Raw genomic sequence first — 18,910 nt, forward strand, 5'->3', positions numbered from 1 at the left:
TAGTGTCGCCAGCACGGGCAGGGGGCCGCCGTCGCGCGGAATTGCCCGGAACAGCCACTGGCGCAATCGAGCCTCCGAGGGAGTCGGCATGACCGCTGTCACCGTGCCCGAACATCGCTATCTCATTCCGTCCCAGCCCCGCCGCAAGACACTTCGAGAACTTCTGGACATCGCCCTGCGAGTGGAGTTCGCCACCATTCCGCCCTACCTCACCGCGATGTACTCGATCAAAGACAAAGCTTCCCCGGCCTATCAATTCGTGCGCGGAGTCGCACTCGAGGAAATGCTCCACCTCAATCTGGCCGCGAATCTGCTCAATGCCGTCGGCGGCACACCGACCCTGGTCGCCGAGGCAGGAGCGGCGCATCCGTTTCCGCCGAGCTATCCCACCTACCTTTCGGAAGACGCCGAGGACGGCGGACCGTATCTGCAGCTGATGGCGGCGTCGCCGGAGCTGTTCCGCGGCACCTTCATGCGGATCGAGCAGCCGGCCCAGCCGGACGCGGTCGCGCAGGAGGAGGATTTCTCGACCATCGGCCAGCTGTACTCGGCGATCCTGAAGAAACTCGAGGAATACGACCGCACGCCCGGGCGCACCTACGACGTCTCCCGGCAAAGCGAACAGTGGAACTTCGGCAACAGCGGCGGAACGGTGGTCCTCGTGAAAGATCTCGCGTCCGCGAAAAAGGCGGTCAACGAGATCGTCGAACAGGGCGAGGGCGCCGACATGAGCGGCGAACTGAACGATCCGAAATACCGGGTCCGCGAGCCGTGGGGCCAGTACGAGTACTACGGCCCGCGCGCCGACGGCACCTACGGTCCGGTATTGGGCACTCCGCTGGAAATGTCGCATTACTTCAAGTTCAAGGCGATAGCCGACGGCACCGTCCCGCTGCCCCCGACGTATCCGATGATCGCCAATCCGGCCAAGGCGAAGTACGAAAACCAGACGGCCGCCGCGCTCAGCGACCTGTTCGACCACGCCTACAGCGCGATGGTCGACGATCTGCAGAAAGCGCTGCGCGGCGACCGGGATCTCTTCTTCACCGGCGTCGTGCCCGCGATGCGGGTGAGCCTTCCGTCGCTCGCCGCGCAGCTGATGCAGACCCCGATCGCCGCCGAAAGCCACACCTCCGACGATCCGACCGCCGGGCCGGCTTTCCGCTATCTCCCGGTGAAAGACCGCCGGAAACCTCAGGAACTCGACCAGCTCGTCGAGGATCTTGCCCAAGGCGGGTCGCCGACGCTCGCCGCCACCCTGCGCCGGATCCAGGAGAACCGGCCCGGGACGAGCACGGAGGCGGACCATGTCTGAAGCGTCGGCCCAGCTCGGCCGCACGGTGTCGATCTTCCCGGCGATCGGCGTCGCGAGGCTCGGCAACACCGGTCCGGGCGACAGCACCGAGGACTACTACCTGCCGCCGGACGGGATCGGCCGGCTGCCCCGCGAAAGCACGGGCGACCTGCCCTTCGAACCGGCCGGCTTCCGGGACCGGCACGGCCGCCTCCGCAAACAGGCCGCGACCTTCGCCCTCTACGCCGCCGACCGCCAGGAACCCCTCACGATCGGCACCCGGCTGCCGCTGTCCGACGGCAGCACCGCGACGATCGTCGACATCGTCTGGACAGCGCATCTGGCGAACAAAAAGCCCTCCTGGTACCAGATCCAGGACCGAATCGGCGAGACCGGCTATCCGGCCGGGCACCCGCTGCGCAACGAGGACGTCCAGGGCGAGGCGCGCAAGAAGCTCATCATCGACCCCGGCCCGCGCACGGTGAGCAGCCGCGGGGCCAGGATCGGCGAGTTCGACCGGAACGACGGCCACGGCCGCAGCACGTTCCCGCCGGACAGCCCGGATCCGGCGAGGCAGCGGATCACCACGCTCGGCCGGATCACCGCCGAACCCGACGGCAGCCTTCTTCTCCTCGGCGGCTCAGGAATCTCCTACTCCACCGCCGCCGAGCCGAGCATCCCCGACGACGACAACAACGACGGCTGGTGGGACGACGTCTCCGACGGCCCGGTGTCCGCGACGATCGTCGTGCGCGTGCTCGATCAGCACGGCACGGTGCTCGGCTCGGACCAGGAGATCCGCCTGGACGACAAGGCGTGGGCGATCGTCGCGCCGCCCGCGTACGCCCCGGAGATCGTCAACGTGGTCACCCTCTACGACACGATCTTCGACATGGCCGTCCGGTTCACCGGCCTTCGCCCGGACCTCTACGACAACGGCCAGTGGCAGGAGACGTACCAGCCGCACTACCCGACGGAAATCGAACCGATCCTGCGCCGCGCGGTCGTGCTCCCGTGGGTCGTGGCGGTCCCGCCCAAGGTGCACACCTTCGACCTGGCCCAGCTAGGCGCCAAAGACCCGCGCTACGACCAGATCCGCAGGCGGCTTTTCGAGGTCCTGCGCCCGCCCACCGCTCCCAACACGCTTGCCTCGGCCAAAACCGGCTACCGGATGATGCCCTACATCGTCGGGGAAGACGCCGCCGGCGACAGCCAGCTGACCGCGAAGTTCCACTCCCTCACCGCGACCCAGTACTTCCTGCTCGGCCAATGGGCCGACGGCAATTTCCGGACGGCCGACCAGCCCCCGAACCCCGGCTCCGCGGCGGAACGCCGGCCCGGCCACCACCTGACCGAAGCCGCACTGGGCAACTGCTGCGGCCCGCCGTTCGCGCCCGGAATCGAGATGTCGTGGCTCTCCCGCGTCCCGGCGGTCTACGCCGCGCCGTTCCGGCTCCGCCCGGTCCCGCACCTGCCGGTCGAAGCAGGCCGGCTGAGCCTGATCGCCGACCCCGCGCGCGGACTCGAACCCGGCGACGTCACGAAGTACCTTTCCGTTCCGTGGCAAGGGGATTTCAACACCTGCTCGGTCCTTCGGGTCGACGAACACTACCTCTGGTGGTGGCCGGCGCACCGCCCGATGTTCGTCTACGCCCGGCGCGACAAGCCCGACCCAGCCGACTGGAACCACGTCGGCTGGGTAGGCACGGTCCGCGACCAGACGATGAAGGGCTATGTGGCTTTCGCCGACAACCTGGGCATGGCCCAGCACTGGCACGAACTCGGCTTCGTCGCCCGCAACACCCGCCCCCGGCCGTCCGACGACACCCAGCCGCCGGAACCGCAATTCATCGAGGTACGGCGGACGTTGCCTCGCCCCGGGTACGTTCTCGACGACCACAACCAGCCGCATGCCTAGGGTTTTCAAGGCGGCGGTGCTGGGGGCGGGACCGGCTGGGTCGAGCGCTGCGATCGCGTTGAGACGGGTTGGGTGCGAAGTCGTGCTGATCGACCCGGACGGTTCCTCGTGGGCGGGTGGGGCGGTTTGCGTCGACGGTTCGCGGGCGGGGGTTCGCCACCGGACCAGCGAGTTCGGTCCTGCTGCAGCCGGATCACTTTGCCCGGCGACCGACGCCTCCGTTCGGCCTGTTGCGAACGGCCCGCTCGGCAATCGCGAAACCACCGATACGTCCCGCAGCACGTCGTTCGGGACCGGGTCGCTGGGCGCGTCCGGAAAATCCGTACCGTCCACGGTCTCCCGGCCGCCCTTCGACCTCGACCGCACCGGTTCCCCCCTTGCCGCCGGAGCCCCCACGATCGCCGGACCACCCTTCCGCCCCGGCGCCCCGCACGCACCCGGAGAATCCGTCCCGCCCTCGATCGCCGGAGCCCTCGCCCGGCTCGGCCTCAGCACCGCCGCCCTCGACCGCGACCACCTGCGCTCGCTCGGCACCGCCTCGGCCTGGGGAACTCCCGAACTCGAGTACCGCGACTACCTCCGCGACGGGCTCGGCCCCGGCTGGCACCTCGACCGCACCCGGTTCGACCGGATGTTGCGCACCGCCGCGGTCGCCGCCGGAGCCGTCTTGCTCCTGGACCGCTGGTCCTCCGCCCGCCGCACCGCGACGGGCTGGTCGCTCACCTGCCACGAAACCCGCCTGACCGCCGACGTCGTGGTCGACGCCACCGGCCGCCGCGCCCCGTTCAGCACCGCGCAAGGGGCCCGACGCTGTTTCGCCGACCGGTTAGTCGGCATCGCCGCAACGGTTCCGGATCCAGCCGCCCGCGGGCACGTCATCCTCGAAGCGGCGGACAACGGCTGGTGGTACGCCTCCCCACAACCCGGCGACCAGCTCACGCTCGCCCTGCTTTCCGACGCCGACCTCGTCCGCCGCGAAGGCTGGGCCAGGCCAGCAGGCTGGCTGACGGCCCTCGGCGAAACCCGCCACCTCGACGTCCCGCCGGACGAACCGTCCCTGACCGTCCGCGACGCCCGCTCCCACTTGCTCACCCCGAGCGCCGGGCGGGGCTGGGTGGCCGCCGGGGACGCGGCGATGGCGCTCGATCCGCTCAGCAGCGCCGGAGTCACGCTGGCAATCGAGTCCGGGCTGGCCGTCGCGGACCTGATCGCGGCCGGGCACGTCGACTCGCTCCGGCACCAGCGCCAGCTGCGCCGCCGGTTCGACGCCTACCTTCGGCAACGACGCGAGGTCTATCGGGCGGAGCAGCGATGGGACAGTCCATTTTGGACCCGACGCCGAGAGGGGGCCGCCGACGCTCGACACCTCGTCCTCCGCTGACCACGGCGCGGTCGCCACCGCGTCACGCGAGCCTGGTCCGGCCCGCCGCCGGAGGTTTGCCGGGCAGCCCCTCGGCGACCAGCCGGAGCCTGCCGGGCGACCTCTCAGCGGTCGGCAGAGCCTGCCCCACAACCCCTCCGCAGCCAGACCGCCCCACAACCCCTCAGCAGCCAGCCCGAGCCTGCCCCACAACCCTTCAGCGGTCAGCCCAAGCCCGCCGCACAACCCCTCAGCCGTCAGCCCAGCTCCGCCTCCGGACGGATCTCGATCCCCGACCCCGGCTGGTGCAACTCCAGCACCACCAGCTCATTCTTCCCCTTCCGCCACAACGACTTCGGCGCATAGAGCGTCTTCTGCGGCCCGATCTTCCAATACCGGCCCAGATTGAAGCCGTTCAGCCACACGACCCCCTTCTCCCAGCCGGGCAGGGCCACGAAACCGTCGGCCGGATCGGCGACCACAGCACTCGCGCGATGGAACGCCGGGCCGGCGCCAGGCGGTCCGGGCGAGAACCTCAGCCGGGACAGGTCGTCCAGCGGCAGCGGCCGGATCTCCCATCCGAACAGTTTCTGCTGGGCGTTCATCGCGACCCAGCCGTCGATGCCCTTGCGATCCGCCAGATACGGCCCGTAATTCACCCGGCCCATGGCGTCGACCAGGATGTCCAGGCGCGTCCGCGGTTGGGTCAGTTTCAGGTTCAGCGTCGCGTCCGGACGGTTGCGGTCCAGGACACCCAGCTGCACACCGTCGACAAACACCAGCGCCCGGTCCGCCAGCCCGTGAATGCTCAGCGGACCGGAATGCGGTCCCTGCACGGTCGTGCGGTAGTGGATCAGGCCGGTCGACTGGCCCAGCCGTTCCATGGATACCGGTTGCACCGACCGGGCCACTGTGGACAGTGCGGGCAGAGAGTCCAAAAGGGACACTGACTCGGACGGACTCACGGTTTGCGCGGGCAGGCGCGGCGATCGAGCGGGCGGCGGAACGACCGGTTGCTTAGTGTATTTCGTGAGCACAGCCTGCAGCGCGGTGAACTTCGCGCCGACGTCGCCCGCCTCGCCGACCGGGGAATCGTAGTCGTAGCTGGTCACAGTGGGCTGGTATTGCAGACCAGCCGTGTTGGCGCCAGCAGTGAAGCCGTAGTTGGTACCGCCGCAAGCCATGTACAGGTTCACCGACGCACCAGTCGCCAGCAGCTGGTCGATGTGAGCAGCAGTTTGCTGCGGATCGGTGGTGTGGTGCGGTTCGCCCCAGTGGTCGAACCAGCCGTCCCAGTATTCGGCCATCATCACCGGCGCTCCGGGGCGGAAGGCCTTGAGCGCGGCAATGCTCGGAGCCGGGTCGCCGTCGCCGGTTCCGACTTCCAAAGTACCCGGCAGTTCGCCGAAGCGCATGAAGAACTCGGAAGCACCGTCGGCGACGAAAAGAAGGCTGGTCATTCCGCGCGAACGCAAGCTGTCCCGCAAGTGCGCGAGATAGCTCGTGTCATTGCCGTAGCTGCCGTATTCGTTTTCGATCTGCACGGCGACGATCGGCCCGCCGTGCTGTGCTTCCAGCGGGGCGAGCTGCGGGATCAGCTGGTCGTACCACGCGTCGACAGCCTTGAGGTAAGCCGGATCGGCGCAACGCAGTTCCATGTTCCGGTCCGCGAGCAGCCAAGCGGGAAGGCCGCCGAATTCCCATTCCGCGCAGATGTAGGGACTCGGGCGGACGATGACCTGGAAGCCTAGTTCCCCGGCAAGGCGGATGAACGCCGCGAGGTCGCGAGGGCCGCGGAAATCGGCTCGGCCCGGCGTCGGCTGGTGGAAATTCCAGGCCACATAGGTTTCGACGGTGTTGAGGCCGAGCGCTTTGAGCCGCGACAGGCGGTCGTGCCACTGGTCCGGCCGCAGCCGGAAATAGTGGATCGCGCCGGACACGACCTGGAATGGCTTGCCGTCCAACAGGAAGTGGTCGCCGGACACGGTCAGGCCGCGACGGCCTGCCGCGCCCGCCGGTTCGGCGAACACCGTGCTCGCGGCGACTGCGGCCGCGCCGCCTAGGAAGGTCCTCCTGCTCACGTCCATCGCTCCTCCGCTCAGCCGACCGTCGCCGCGCGGACCTGGACGAGGAACGCATCGAGCACGCCGTCGCCGACAAGAGCCTGCCGCACGCCCCACCGGTTGCTGTCGCCCGTCTTCACTGCCTCCGCACGCGTGACCAGCGCGTCCGCGGCAGCCGTCAGTTGCTCGGCTTTGGCGTCGTCTCCGCGGGTCGCTGCGGCGAGCGCGTCCAGCCGGGTCACCATCGCGTCGCCCCACAACGCGGTCGCGTCCAGCCAGGGACCCGCCTCGCTGACGAAAGCGCTCTGAACCTGTCCGGCCCGGATTACCGTGGGAGCGTTACGGATCTGTTCAGCATACGCACGCAGCTTGTCCAGTGCACGACGATCGCCAGCGTTCCAATGTTGCCAGAAGTCGGCCACCTTAGCCGCGAGAACCGGTGCCTGCGGCTGCCACGGTGTCGGCCCGAAGACCGGTGCCAGGTGTTCGAGGTCCGCGAACACCTTCAGCGCCGCCGTCGCACGGGAGTCGCCGCCCGCGAGCCGAGCCAACGCCTGCGGCCACGACCGGTCCGGCGAGTATCCCGCGTCGTTCCAGGAGAAATCGGCGACACCGAACTCGGCGACCTCGCTGGCTGCTTCCTGGTTCATCGGATTCGAGACGATCCCGTTGAGATATTTCGACAGTCCCGCTTCGCGATGCGCGTACGGCGCGAGCAGCAACCGTCCGGCCGACTGCTCGTAGTCGTTGACCGGGTAGTTGTCCCAGAGGAACACTTTCCGTCCGTACACTGTGGACACCTGCTGGGCTTCGTCGTTCGTCACGCTCGGCGGCACTACCGCGGTTCCGGTCCATTGCACGACGACCGACGGGTCGAGATTCTCCCGCAACTGAGTCTTGTACGGCGAATCCTTGAGGTCGCTGTATTCCGTCGGCACTGTCTGCAAAGGACGGACACCGTCGTGGTTCTTGACGAAATTCTTGGTGATCTCATTGAGCAGCGAGACCTGCGCCTTGCCCGCGGCAGCCTGCCCGGGAGCCCCGAACGCCGTCTGGTCGCCAGCGCAGTTCCACTTGGTGTACGAGATGTCGTCGAACGGCAGCGAGAACGACCGCACGCCGAGGTCGTAGACAGCCTGGAATTTCGCTTTCACCGCCGCGACATCCTGCGGCGACGAGAAGCAGATCGACACACCGGGCGACAACGCGTAGGTGAAGTCGACGTGGTTCGCGTTCGCCGTGCGCACGAGCTGGCCGAGCGCTTCCAGCTCCTGCTGCGGATACGGATCCCGCCACCGATCGCGCAGATACGCGTCGTCTTTCGCGCTGTAAATATAGGTGTTCGCCTTGGTCTCGCCGAGGAACTTGATCTGCCGAACCCGGTCGGCGTTAGTCCACGGTGGACCGTAGAAGCCTTCGATCGACCCGCGCAGCGCCATGTTCGGCCAGTCCTGCACCGCAACACCGCTCACCGCCCAGCCGTGTCCACTTCGGACAAACAGCTGCCGCAAGGTCTGCACGCCGTAGTACTGTCCGGCACCGTCACGGCCGTTGATCGTCACCCCGCCGCGCCGCACGGCGAGCGAATAGCCCTCCGCCTGCGTCGGCGCGTCCCCGCCATTGGCGAGACGGACGACGAACCCGCCGGCGCCGATCTTCTTCACCCCGTGCTGTTTCAGCAGGGAGATCAGGAGATCCTTGGCCGGACCGTCAGTGGTGCTGTCCGTTACGAGCGTCACCGAGGACGGCAACGGCACGTCGGCGGCGGCGCGGGTGATCTGTTGCGGCGTCGGGGAAACGACCGGCACCGAGCCCGGCCTGGCGGCAGCCGGCTGGACGACGGTGAGGACACTCGTCGCGACGACAGCGGCGAGCCAGGCTCTGCGGCGTAGAGTCATGACTTCCTCTCAGGCGGCGGGGACAGTGCGGTACAACGCGAAGGTAGCCAGATACGGCGTCGCCCGCGACTGCGTGACGACGACGCGCAGGTGCCGGGCAGTGATCGGCGATGGAAGGGTGACGAGACGGTTGGCGCCGATCGTGGTGACGGTCGCGATTGTGCGCCAGGAACCGTCCACTTCGGCCTGCACGGTCGCGCCTTCGACGTGCTGACCGCGGGTGATGTCCTCCCCCAGCCGGATCTGGTCGAAGGCGACCTCCGAAGGCAGCACGACGTCCATCGTCCCGGCGAGCGCACCGCGCGGCGGCGACCACGACGTGGTGAGCGAGGAATCCGTGACCGCGTTCAGGCCCCGCGCACCGGCGGCAAGGTTCTGCGCCTGCGTCCTCGCGATCGCCTGCCCGAACGACGCCAACGCCGCACTGTCCGCCGGAGCGACGCGGCCGTCCGGTCCTGGCGGAACGTTCAGCAGCAGCGAGGCGTTGCGTCCCACCGAGGCGCGATAGAGATCGACGAGTTGCGCGGGCGTCTTCGGCTGTTCGTCCGGGTGGTAGAACCAGCCCGGCCGGATTGATACGTCAGCTTCGGCCGGCGCCCATTCCAGGTACCGCACGGACGGGTCGGCGAGCACCTGCCGCGAACCGAGGTCGGCGCCCTCCGCACCGCCGACGAACAACTCCTCGTTGTGCGCGGTGTTCGGATCGCCGGTGGCAGGCAGGGAACTCCATTCCGTCTGGCGGGCCTGGCCTTGCTCGTTGCCGACCCAGCGGACGCCCGCCGGTCCGGCGAACGTGACCGTGTCCGGCGACAACGCGTGAATCGTCCGGAACCAGGTCGTGAAGTCGTAGTTCTCGCTGATTCCGTTGCCCCGCCAGGGATTCGCCCCGTCCAGCCACAGCTCGTCGATGGGACCGTACTGCGTGAACAACTCGTATATCTGATTCAGGTAGTAGGTATTGTAATCGTCCTCGGAGACCGTGAACTTCGGCAGTTTTCCGGCCGCGAGCGCCGCCGCCCGGTCGTCGTTCGGGACCAGCGACGGGATCGTGCGGACCTTCGCCGCGCTGCCGGTGCCGTATCGACCCTGGCCAGCAGGCGTATTCGCCCGGTCGTCGTAGGTCGCCTGCTCCTCGATGCTCAACGGCTGCCCTGCGGCCACCTTCGCCTCGACCCGCTTCACCTGGTCAGCGAAGAACTGCGCGGGCAACTCGGCACCGTCGGCTGGCGACAGGTACACGCCGACTTTCAGCCCGGCTTTCCGCGCTGAATCAACGTAATCGCGCAGAATGTCCCCTCTCGGATTCGCGCATCCGGAGGCACGGACCTGCCAATACGCGGACGGATCCTGCGCCCGGCTGCCCTGCGCGGACGCACGGGCCTTTGCCACCGCGTCGTCGGCGCACCCGGGCGTGACCCACCACGGGCTCGCGACGACGGAGTGGTTCGTGTAGCGCGTCGGGTAGAGGACGAAACCGTCGTGATGCTTCGCGGTCAGCATCACCTGCGTGACGCCGGCCGCCTTCATCGACCGCATCCACTGGTCGGTGTCGACTGCGGGCGGCGCGAACGTCGACTCCTTTTCCGCGCCTGAGCCCCATTCCCGGTCGGTGAAGGTGTTCATGCCGAAATGCGTGAATGCGGTGACCGGCCGCTGCTGCCAGGCGACCTGCCCGGCGCGCGGCACGGTCGCGGCGGCCTTGGCGAGGATCCGGTCCATGCCGTCGCACGACTGCACGGCCTGGATCGCCGCCGGGCGGACCGGTCCGTGGCAGCCAGCGGGGTCCGCGGCGGCGGGAGCGGCCGTTCCCCCGGCCGCCAGTACCGCGGCAAGCGCCAGGCTCGCGGGAATCGACACGGCGGTCCTCCTGTCGGATCCGTGACCGAACAGTGACGGCGGGGAGCGTAAGTCGGGCATCCATCGGATGTCTAGACCTGATCGGCGGAGGCGGTCCAGCTTTCACCCAGGCGTCGAGGCTTGGATCAGCGCTGTTCCAAGCCCTCTGCCTGGATCTCGGCGGCGGCTGCAACGAAGGCCCAGTGATCTGATGGATCTCCGTGTAGTACCACGGTCACCTAGACAAGGGAGAAGGTATGGCAGCAGCTTCGGGTGAGATCTCAGTTCCGGCGGCACTGACCAGCACCATCAACCGCTGGAGGGAGCAGGGCGCGCCGGACCAGCCGCCGATCCGCTGGTCCCGGGAGGCCTGGCGCAGGCATTTCCCGAGCCACCGCGCGTTCCTCGACGCTCTGCCCGACCGCATCGACCGAGCCGAAGCCACCCGCCACGCGGCGCACGCGATGACTCCGGAGGGTGCTGAACGGGCGTTCCTGGCCGCGATGATCTGGGGATACGGACGCGTCGGCTACGGCCCTTGGCGCACCGCCCGCGTGCTGACCGAAAACCCGCACGCGCTCGATCGGCTGGCGGAGGCGGCTGCCGTCGCGCGTGAGCACGGCGGATTGGCGGCGTTCCGCGACCTGTCGGAGAAGCCGCTGCGCTACCTTGGCGTCGCCTTCGGCACCAAGTACCTGCGGTTCGTCACCGCCGCTCATTCCCCGGACAGGGCCCCGATCCTGGACGCCGTAGTCCGCCGCTGGCTGGCGACGCACACCGGCCTGCACCTGATGATCGACGAGTGGCGGCCCGCGGTCTACGAAAGGTATGTCGGGTTGCTGACGTCCTGGGCGGCTGAACTCGGGCTGACCACGGACACTGTGGAAGAGCTGATCTTCCGGTCCGCGGTCAGCCGCGAGGGGTCCGGCCAGTGGAGCGAATCGTGGGCGGGCGGATCGGTTTCGCCGGAGCAGCGGGCACAAGCCTCGCTCCTCGAACTGGAGCGGGTGTTCGACACGGCCGATGCTGCGGCTGCGCAGGAGGCCCGGCCGCATCTGGACGCACTGGAACGCATCATCCGGCAGGGCTGGACCGGTTGAGATCTCACGCGGGGGAGCTGAAACGGCCACCTCGGGCACGCCCGCGACAGCGACACGCTCAGAGACCCGATCGAACCTCAGCCGACAAACCGCGGTCAACGGCTCAAGAAGCGCTCCAACTCCCCGCTCACGAACTGCGGATTCTCCTCGACCAGCCAATGCCCCGCATGCGGCACATCCGCCGCCTGGACGATGTCGGTCACTCGCGGAGCCACGGTCGCCCGGATGGCGTCGAGCTGGCCTTGGGCGGTCAGAAGCAACGTCGGCACCTTCACCGGTGCCGCGGCGACCGTGTCGCGGACGTCCTTGTCCAGCGCCCGGTAGAGCTCAAAGCCACCGGACAGGACCGCGGGCTGGCTATAGGTCCGCGTGTACTCATTGACTTCGGCGTCGGTGAACGGAGACTTCTCGGAGGTGCCGCCGAATGCTGTCCCGCCAAAGGAAACCTGCGGATAGAACAGCGAGAGATACTCCCGGACATCATCCCCGACCACCGCCTCGGGAACCCGGCGCTGGGAATGGAAGGCGATGTGCCAGCTCAACGTCCGATAAGCAGCCGCATTGATCGCGGGACCAGGCAGCGGCAGATCGAAATAGCCGAGCCGGGAAGTGTCGCCGGGGAATTGACTCGCGTACTGGAATGCCACCGCAGCACCGAAATCGTGCCCGATGACGGCGGCGTCCCGGATCTTCAGCCGCTCGGCGATCAGGGTGTGCACGTACCGCGCCAGCGTGGCTTTGTCGTATCCGCTCGGCGTGCCGGTGCTGTCGCCCAGCCCGGGAAGGTCGATCGCGTAGACGGTGTGGTGCTTCGCGAGCGCGGGCATGACCGGCCACCAGCCGTACCAGGTCTGCGGCCAGCCGTGGATCAGGACGACCGGGCTTCCGCTCCCGCCGGTGACGTAGTGCATGCGGACGCCGTCGACGTCGGCGAATTCGTGCCGGAAGGCGCCCTGGAACGCGGGGTCGTTCTGGGTGGCGACGGCATAGGGAGCGGCGGCGGGCGGCGCGGAACAGCCGACGGTGCCGATCGTGAGCACAAGGGACAGAGCAAGCGCCGCGACAGAGCGAGGCACCAGCCGGGATGCGGTGATCATGCGGCCCAGTTTCGCCAGGCCGCCCCGGCGATGGCACGGAAACTTGCCGTTCCGGCAAGGGGTTGCGTCCGGTGCCCGTTCGATCAATTCCTTTTAGCCGAACAGGCAAGAACCGGTTCGGCGCACATCCGGGCGGGTAGGGATGGTGCTGAGGGCGGTCGGCACGATCGCCGCAACCGGAGGGATTGCTCGAAATGACCATGCGGAAATTCTGGGCCACCGCTGCCGTCTGCGTCGCCGCCACCGGCGGTTCTCTGCTGCTCAGCGGCACCGCGTTCGCCAGCCACCTCGAGTACAAAGGGCCGTATGAAACCCCGGACGATTGCGTCCATGCCCTGCGCGCGCTGCCGCCGGACCCGACGGTCGACGGCGCCGAGTGCATTCCCATGAACGGCAAGCACTACATCGAAATCTCGCACACGAACTGAGCCGGAAAGGGTTTCCCCGGCCGGAAAGGCCGGGGAAACCACCTCAGCCGGACGAAACCGAAGCCAAAACCGCGCTCGCCGCCTCCACGTGGTGGCAAGCCGCGCCCGATGCGGGAGCGGGCACTTCTTCCCGGCACAACCGCTGCTGCTCCTCCCCCAGCCCCGCATAGACCGGGCACCGGGTCCGGAAGACACAGCCGCTCGGCGGGTCCGAGGGGCTCGGCAAGTCGCCGGCCAGCCGGATCCGACCAGAGCGGTCCGCGCCCGGCGACGGAGAAGGCACGGCCGACAGCAGCGCCCGCGTGTACGGATGCCGAGGAGCCGCGAAAACGTCCGAAGTCGGGCCGTGTTCCGCCATGTGCCCCAGGTACATCACCGCCACCTGGTCCGCGAAGTGGCGCACCACGGACAGGTCGTGCGAGATGAACAGATACGCCACCCCGGTCTCCTGCTGGATGTCCTGCAGCAGGTTGATCACCTGAGCCTGCACCGAAACGTCCAAAGCGGACACCGGCTCGTCACAGACGATCAGCCGCGGATCCAGCGCCAGCGCACGCGCGATGCCCACCCGCTGCTTCTGCCCGCCGGAGAACTCGTGCGGGAACCGGTTGTAGTGGTCCGGCCGCAGGCCCACCCGGTCCATCAGGTCCCGCACCCGCGCCTTCACCCCGCCGGGCGGCGCGATGCCCTGCGCGAGCATCGGCGCGGCGATCGCGGCGCCCACGGACTGGCGCGGGTTCAGCGCGGAGGCCGGGTTCTGGAAGACGATCTGCACTCGTCGCCGGTATTCCTGCAGAGCAGCCCCGCGCAGGGTCCCGATTTCCTCCCCGGCCAGCCGGATGCTGCCCGACGTCGGGTCCAGCAGGCGCATCACGAGCCTGCCGGTCGTGGACTTGCCGCAGCCTGATTCGCCGACCAGGCCGAGCGTCTGCCCGACCCCGATCGAGAAGCTGATCCCGTCCACGGCCTTCAGCGCGCCCGCCGAACGGAACAGCCCGGAGCGCACCGGGAAATGCTTCACGAGGTCGCGGACCTCCAGCAGCTCGGTCACGCCGCCTCCCCGAGCCGACCGAGATGGCACCGCGACAGATGTCCGGAGCCGGACAGCGACGGCACCTCGGTACGGCACCGGTCGTCGGCGACCGAAGACGCTTGCGGGCACCGGTCCGCGAACAGGCACCCCGCGGGGAGCTCGAGCAGCGCGGGCGGGAAGCCGGGGATCGGCCGCAGCCGTCCGGTTTCCTCGGCCAGCGACGGCATCGACGCCAGCAACCCCTGGGTGTAAGGGTGGCCCGGCTCGGCGAAGAGGTCGCCGACGGACGCGACTTCCATGCACATCCCGCCGTACATCACCGCGACGCGGTGGCATACCTGTGCCACCACACCGAGATCGTGCGTCACCATGATCACCGCGGCGCCGGTCTCGGCCTGCAGTTCGCCGATCAGGTCCAGGATCTGCGCCTGCACGGTCACGTCCAGCGCCGTGGTCGGCTCGTCCGCGACGAGCAGCTCCGGCTCGCACACCAGCGCCATGGCGATCATCGCCCGCTGCCGCATCCCGCCGGAGAACTCGTGCGGGTAGCCGGCCGCACGACGGCGCGGGTCGGGGATGCCGACCCGCCCCAGCATGTCGACGGCGACCTCGGCCGCGGCCTTGCGCGACACGCGGTTGTGCGTCCGGTACACCTCGGCGATCTGCGAGCCGACCGGATAGAACGGATGCATCGCCGACAGCGGATCTTGGAAGATCATCGAGATCCTCTTGCCCCGGTAGGCCAGCATCGCGGGTTCGGAGAGAGCGTTGAGGTCGGTCCCGTCGAGCAGGATCTCCCCGGTCACCTTCGCCGGAGTCCCCTTGAACAGGCCCAGCAGCGCCTGGCTGGTCACGGTCTTGCCGGACCCCGACTCCCCGACCAGCCCGATCGTCTCGCCCTTGCCCAGCGTCAGGTCCATCCCGTTGACCGCGTGCACCACGCCGTCGTCGGTCGGGAAGCTGACGCGCAGGTCGCGGACCGCCAGCAGCGGCGGCGTTTCGGTTGCAGACACGTGCCCTCAGACTCTCACTCGGGGGTCGATCACCGCGTAGCACAGGTCGACGACCACGTTGGCCACGATGATGAAGAACGCGGCCATCATGGTGATAGCCATCGTCACCGGCAGATCGCCGGACTGCGCCGCGTGCACCGCGGTGAATCCGACGCCCGGCACGGAGAAGATCTGCTCGGTCAGCACCGCGCCGCCCAGCAGGCTGCCGATGTCGAGGCCGAGCATCGTGACGATCGGGGTGATGCCCGCCCGCACGCCGTGCTTGAACACGACGCGCCGGCGCGGCAGCCCCATCGCCCTGGCTGTGCGCATGAAGTCCTCGCCGAAGGTCTCCAGCATCGCGGTCCGGGTGACGCGGATGTACTGCGCGCTGAACAGCAGCGCCAGCGCCACCCACGGCAGCAGGTAGTTGCCGAACCAGCCGAGCGGTCCGGCCGGGCCGAACGGCGACGAGATCTCGTTGCTGGTGAACGGAAGCAGGTGCAGCGTGCTCACGAACACGAGCAGCAGCAACAACCCCGTCACCGGGATCGGCAGCGACACCCCGCCCGAGGCGGCGCCGACGATCAGCTTGTCGGCGGCCCGCCCTTTGCGCAGCGCCGCGAGGAGACCCAGCGACACCCCGGCGACCGTCCACAACAGAACCGCGCCGACCGCGATCGACACTGTGTACGGCAGCGCGCGGGCGAGCACGTCGGTCACCGCTTCGTTGGTCTGGAAAGACTTTCCGAGGCACGGCCACGCGCACACCGTCAACGCGCCGGGAGCGCCGATCATCCGGCTGTGCACGAAACCGGACAGGTAATCCAGGTACTGCACGAAGAACGGCTTGTCCATGCCCAGCGCGATCCGGGCCTGGTCGATCCGCTCCGGCGTGCACTCCTGCCCGCACGCGGCGGCAGCCGGGTCGGCCGGGCCGATCTGGAACAGCGCGAACGTGACGAAGCTGATCACGACCAGCAGGACGATCATCGCGGCCACGCGCCGCGCCAGGAATCCGGTCACGTCCGCACCCGCCTGGTCCACTGTGGACACCGCATCGCCGGGGAATCCTCTCTCCTGCTCGAGTGCTGCCGAGGTACTCGCTGGGGTGCTACTGCCCGACGCCGACGGCCGACAGGTCGATCGACCCGAAGAAGTAGCCGACCTGCGCGTTGCGCACCTTCGAACCGACCACGCTGTAGGTGTAGTTGCGCACCAGCGGCACGAGCGGGTACTGCTGCATGATCTGGTCCATCGCGGTGGCCCACTTGCGGCCGAGTTCCTCGGCGGACCCGTTCTGCCCGCGCAGCTGGTACAGGTCGCCCGACAGCTTGGCGTCGTAGTACCGCGGGATGTTCGAGAAGCCGTACGTCTTGCCGTCGAGGCTCGGGCCGATGTTCGGGTCGACCGTGAAGCGCACCGACGCGCTGTCCGCGCCGCCGCACCAGCCGGAGCGCGCGATGTCGGGCATCTGGTCGCCGGCGAGCACGGTGTAGTAGTTGGCGGTCGGGATCGGGCGCAGCTGCACGTCGACACCCAGCGCCTTCAGGTTCTGCTGCAGGACGGTGCCGACGCCCTTGTACTTCGAGGACGCCTCGGCGTAGCCGTACACCAGCGACTTGGGATAGTTCTTGCCCTGCAACAGCTTCTTCGCCTCGTCGAGCTTCGGCTGGCCCTTCGGGTCCAGTGCGGTGTGCTGCTCGACATATCCCTTCTGCGCGTCGTTGATATACGACTGCGGGATATTGCCGAACCGCTCGCCGCCGTACTGCAGCAGGATCGCGTTGCGGTCCAGCGCCAACGCGAACGCCTTGCGGACGTCCGGGTCGGTGATGGTCGTCGTGTTGAAGTTCAGCACGTCAGTGCAACCGAGCAGACCGGCGGCGGTGCGCTGGGAGATGTCCGCGGCGGACAGTTTCGCGATGTCCGACGGCTGCAGCGCGCCCTGGGTGTCCAAGGTGAGCGCGGTCGGGTCCGCGTTCGACAGCAGCTGCTGGCTGATCGTCGCCTGCGCGGTCGACAACGTGAAGGTGAAGGTGTCGGGCAGCGCCGGGCGATTCGGGTCGGTCGCCGCGTCCCAGTTCGGGTTGCGGACCAGTTTCAGGCTGCGGCCGCGGTCGTAGGACGCGATCTTGTACGGACCGCTCGACACCGGATGGTTGGTGTAGTCGAGCTTGGTGTCCTTCGCCTGCGGCACCGGCGCGGTGTTCGACCGCGACACCAGCGCCGGGAACTCGGCGAACGGCTGCTTCAGGTGGAAGACGACCGTGTGCTCGTCCGGAGTGTCGATGGCCTTGAAGTCTCCGCCCTTGTACGGGCCTTTGTAGCCGTCGTCGGTCAGCGCGGAGTCGAGTTCCTGCGGAGCCTGGGTGTAGACGTCGCGGGCGTAGGTGCGCTCGACGCCGTACTTGACGTCCTGCGCGGTGATCGGCGCGCCGTCCTCGTACTTCAGGCCCTGGCGCAGGGTGTAGGTCCAGGTCAGGCCGTCCGCCGACGCTTTGCCGAGGTCCGTCGCCAGGTCGGGCACGATCGTCGGCGGCTTGCCGGAGGTCTCCTTCGCCATGGTCAGCGTGCGGTAGTACAGCTGGCCCACGTTGGCGGTCTGGACGTAGTTGCTGTTGCCCGGGTCAAGAGTCTGGAAGTCCGACGACATCAGGACGTGGATGTCGCCGCCCTTGGCGCTCGAGCCCTCAGCCACCTTGACGGCGGCGCGTTTGGTCACGTCCTGCTGCCCGTTGCCCGCGCCCGCGGCGGGTTTCGGGCCGCCGCACGCGGTGAGGGCGAGCCCGGCGGCGAGCGCCAGCACTCCCGCCGCAGTGGTGCTCTTCTTCACGAAATACTCCTTATGCAGAAGGGAAATCAGCGACGGGACGCTTTGGGGTCGAGTGCGTCCCGGACAGCGTCGCCGAGCAGGTTGAAAGCCAGCACCGTGATCGCGAGCGCGCCCGCGGGCACCGCCAGGAACCAGGGGTCGGAGAGATACCAGTTGCCCGCCTGTGCCGCGTTGAGCATCTGGCCCCACGACGGCGTCGGGTCTTTCACGCCGACGCCGAGGAACGACAACGCGGCCTCGGCGGTGATGTTGATCGGGATCAGCATGGTCGCGTACACGAGCACGACGCCCAGCACGTTCGGGATGATCTGCTTCAGGATGATCGAGCGACGGCTCGCGCCGAACGCCTTCGCCGCCTCGACGTACTCCTGCTCGCGGATCGAGAGCACTTGGCCGCGCACGACCCGTGCCAGGTACGCCCAGCCGAAGAAGCCGAGGATGATCACCAGCGAGGAGATCGGGATCAGGCTGCCCGAATCGAGCGCGGTGCCGCGCAGCCGGGACTGCAGGATCGGCGTCAGCGACAGCACCAGCAGCAGGTGCGGGAACGCGAGGAACAGGTCCATGATCCGGCTGATGACCATGTCGGTCTTGCCGCCGAAGTAGCCGGCCGCCGCGCCGAGCACGGTGCCCAGCACGACCGAGACGACGGTGGCCAGCAGCGCGATGGTCAGCGAAACCCGCGCGCCGTAAGCCATCCGCGCGAAGATGTCCCGGCCGAGTCCCGGTTCGAGGCCCAGCCAGTGCTCGGATGACGGGTAGCGGTAGTAGTCCAGCGGCAGGCCGGGCGTGGTGAAGCCGTCGAGGAAGTCAGGGCCGGTGTGCGCGGCGAACGGGTCGGAGCCCTCGATGCCGGTCAGCACCGGGGCGAGGATCGCGAACAGCACGATCAGGCACACCGCGACGAGCGCCGCCATCGCGACGCGGCCGCGCCGGATCCGCAGCCAGGCCGTGCCCACGAGGGTGCGGCCGGTGCGGACAGCCGCGACCGGAGCGGGCGCGGCGGCGGCCGTGTCGACACCTTGCACGGGGTTCTCCTCAGCGAGAGCGAAACG

The 18,910-nt window shown here is 68.5% G+C and carries 14 protein-coding genes; 5 read left to right on the top strand and 9 right to left on the bottom strand.

Features of this window, described 5'->3' with window-relative positions:
* Window positions 1-88 precede the first annotated feature (88 nt).
* From ACZ7OI_RS09665 to ACZ7OI_RS09675, 3 genes are read left to right on the top strand one after another with little or no spacing between them, the layout of a single operon-like run.
* Window positions 89-1,315 (top strand): ferritin-like domain-containing protein, encoded by a 1,227-nt coding sequence (locus tag ACZ7OI_RS09665; protein WP_470263746.1) that lies wholly within the window; start codon window positions 89-91, stop codon window positions 1,313-1,315.
* A complete protein-coding gene (locus ACZ7OI_RS09670) occupies window positions 1,308-3,212 on the top strand; it encodes a LodA/GoxA family CTQ-dependent oxidase (protein ID WP_470263747.1) in 1,905 nt (634 codons plus the stop codon). The genes ACZ7OI_RS09665 and ACZ7OI_RS09670 overlap by 8 nt, the downstream gene beginning before the upstream one ends.
* Window positions 3,205-4,593 carry an NAD(P)/FAD-dependent oxidoreductase gene (locus tag ACZ7OI_RS09675; protein WP_470263748.1) on the top strand — a complete coding sequence of 463 codons (1,389 nt, stop codon included), beginning with the start codon at window positions 3,205-3,207 and terminating at the stop codon, window positions 4,591-4,593. Before ACZ7OI_RS09670 ends, ACZ7OI_RS09675 begins: the two co-directional genes overlap by 8 nt.
* A gap of 236 nt (window positions 4,594-4,829) precedes the next feature.
* On the opposite strand, the gene ACZ7OI_RS09680 is transcribed toward ACZ7OI_RS09675, so the two are convergent.
* The 3 genes from ACZ7OI_RS09680 to ACZ7OI_RS09690 are packed head-to-tail and all read right to left on the bottom strand — an operon-like array spanning window position 4,830 to window position 10,390.
* A complete protein-coding gene (locus ACZ7OI_RS09680) occupies window positions 4,830-6,659 on the bottom strand; it encodes a glycoside hydrolase family 35 protein (protein WP_470263749.1) in 1,830 nt (609 codons plus the stop codon).
* A gap of 11 nt (window positions 6,660-6,670) precedes the next feature.
* The gene (locus ACZ7OI_RS09685; protein ID WP_470263750.1) at window positions 6,671-8,533 is read right to left on the bottom strand and encodes a beta-N-acetylglucosaminidase domain-containing protein; all 1,863 of its coding nucleotides are present in this window, start codon (window positions 8,531-8,533) and stop codon (window positions 6,671-6,673) included.
* Window positions 8,534-8,542: 9 nt separating this feature from the next.
* Window positions 8,543-10,390: an alpha-L-fucosidase gene (locus ACZ7OI_RS09690; RefSeq protein WP_470263751.1), complete on the bottom strand. Its 1,848-nt coding sequence runs from the start codon at window positions 10,388-10,390 to the stop codon at window positions 8,543-8,545.
* Between the two features lie 236 nt (window positions 10,391-10,626).
* Between ACZ7OI_RS09690 and ACZ7OI_RS09695 the strand changes: the two genes are divergently transcribed.
* Entirely contained in the window at window positions 10,627-11,469 is an 843-nt protein-coding gene (locus ACZ7OI_RS09695) for an 8-oxoguanine DNA glycosylase OGG fold protein (protein WP_470263752.1), read from the top strand.
* Window positions 11,470-11,564: 95 nt separating this feature from the next.
* Here ACZ7OI_RS09695 and ACZ7OI_RS09700 read toward each other — a convergent pair whose 3' ends face one another.
* Window positions 11,565-12,566: an alpha/beta fold hydrolase gene (locus ACZ7OI_RS09700; protein ID WP_470263753.1), complete on the bottom strand. Its 1,002-nt coding sequence runs from the start codon at window positions 12,564-12,566 to the stop codon at window positions 11,565-11,567.
* Between the two features lie 194 nt (window positions 12,567-12,760).
* Here ACZ7OI_RS09700 and ACZ7OI_RS09705 point away from each other — a divergent pair, with 194 nt between their 5' ends.
* Window positions 12,761-12,994, top strand: coding sequence for a hypothetical protein (locus tag ACZ7OI_RS09705; protein ID WP_244223705.1), 234 nt, complete (start codon window positions 12,761-12,763; stop codon window positions 12,992-12,994).
* A gap of 43 nt (window positions 12,995-13,037) precedes the next feature.
* Here ACZ7OI_RS09705 and ACZ7OI_RS09710 read toward each other — a convergent pair whose 3' ends face one another.
* The 5 genes from ACZ7OI_RS09710 to ACZ7OI_RS09730 are packed head-to-tail and all read right to left on the bottom strand — an operon-like array spanning window position 13,038 to window position 18,883.
* Window positions 13,038-14,045 (bottom strand): ABC transporter ATP-binding protein, encoded by a 1,008-nt coding sequence (locus tag ACZ7OI_RS09710; RefSeq protein WP_470263754.1) that lies wholly within the window; start codon window positions 14,043-14,045, stop codon window positions 13,038-13,040.
* Window positions 14,042-15,040 carry an ABC transporter ATP-binding protein gene (locus tag ACZ7OI_RS09715; protein ID WP_470263755.1) on the bottom strand — a complete coding sequence of 333 codons (999 nt, stop codon included), beginning with the start codon at window positions 15,038-15,040 and terminating at the stop codon, window positions 14,042-14,044. Before ACZ7OI_RS09715 ends, ACZ7OI_RS09710 begins: the two co-directional genes overlap by 4 nt.
* Window positions 15,041-15,046: 6 nt before the next feature.
* On the bottom strand, window positions 15,047-16,075 hold the full coding sequence (locus ACZ7OI_RS09720) for an ABC transporter permease (protein ID WP_470263756.1): 1,029 nt from the start codon (window positions 16,073-16,075) through the stop codon (window positions 15,047-15,049).
* Window positions 16,076-16,133: 58 nt separating this feature from the next.
* On the bottom strand, window positions 16,134-17,855 hold the full coding sequence (locus tag ACZ7OI_RS09725) for an ABC transporter substrate-binding protein (RefSeq protein ID WP_470263757.1): 1,722 nt from the start codon (window positions 17,853-17,855) through the stop codon (window positions 16,134-16,136).
* A gap of 26 nt (window positions 17,856-17,881) precedes the next feature.
* The gene (locus ACZ7OI_RS09730; RefSeq protein ID WP_470263758.1) at window positions 17,882-18,883 is read right to left on the bottom strand and encodes an ABC transporter permease; all 1,002 of its coding nucleotides are present in this window, start codon (window positions 18,881-18,883) and stop codon (window positions 17,882-17,884) included.
* Window positions 18,884-18,910 lie beyond the last annotated feature (27 nt).

The organism is Amycolatopsis sp. NPDC114503, assembly GCF_055633655.1.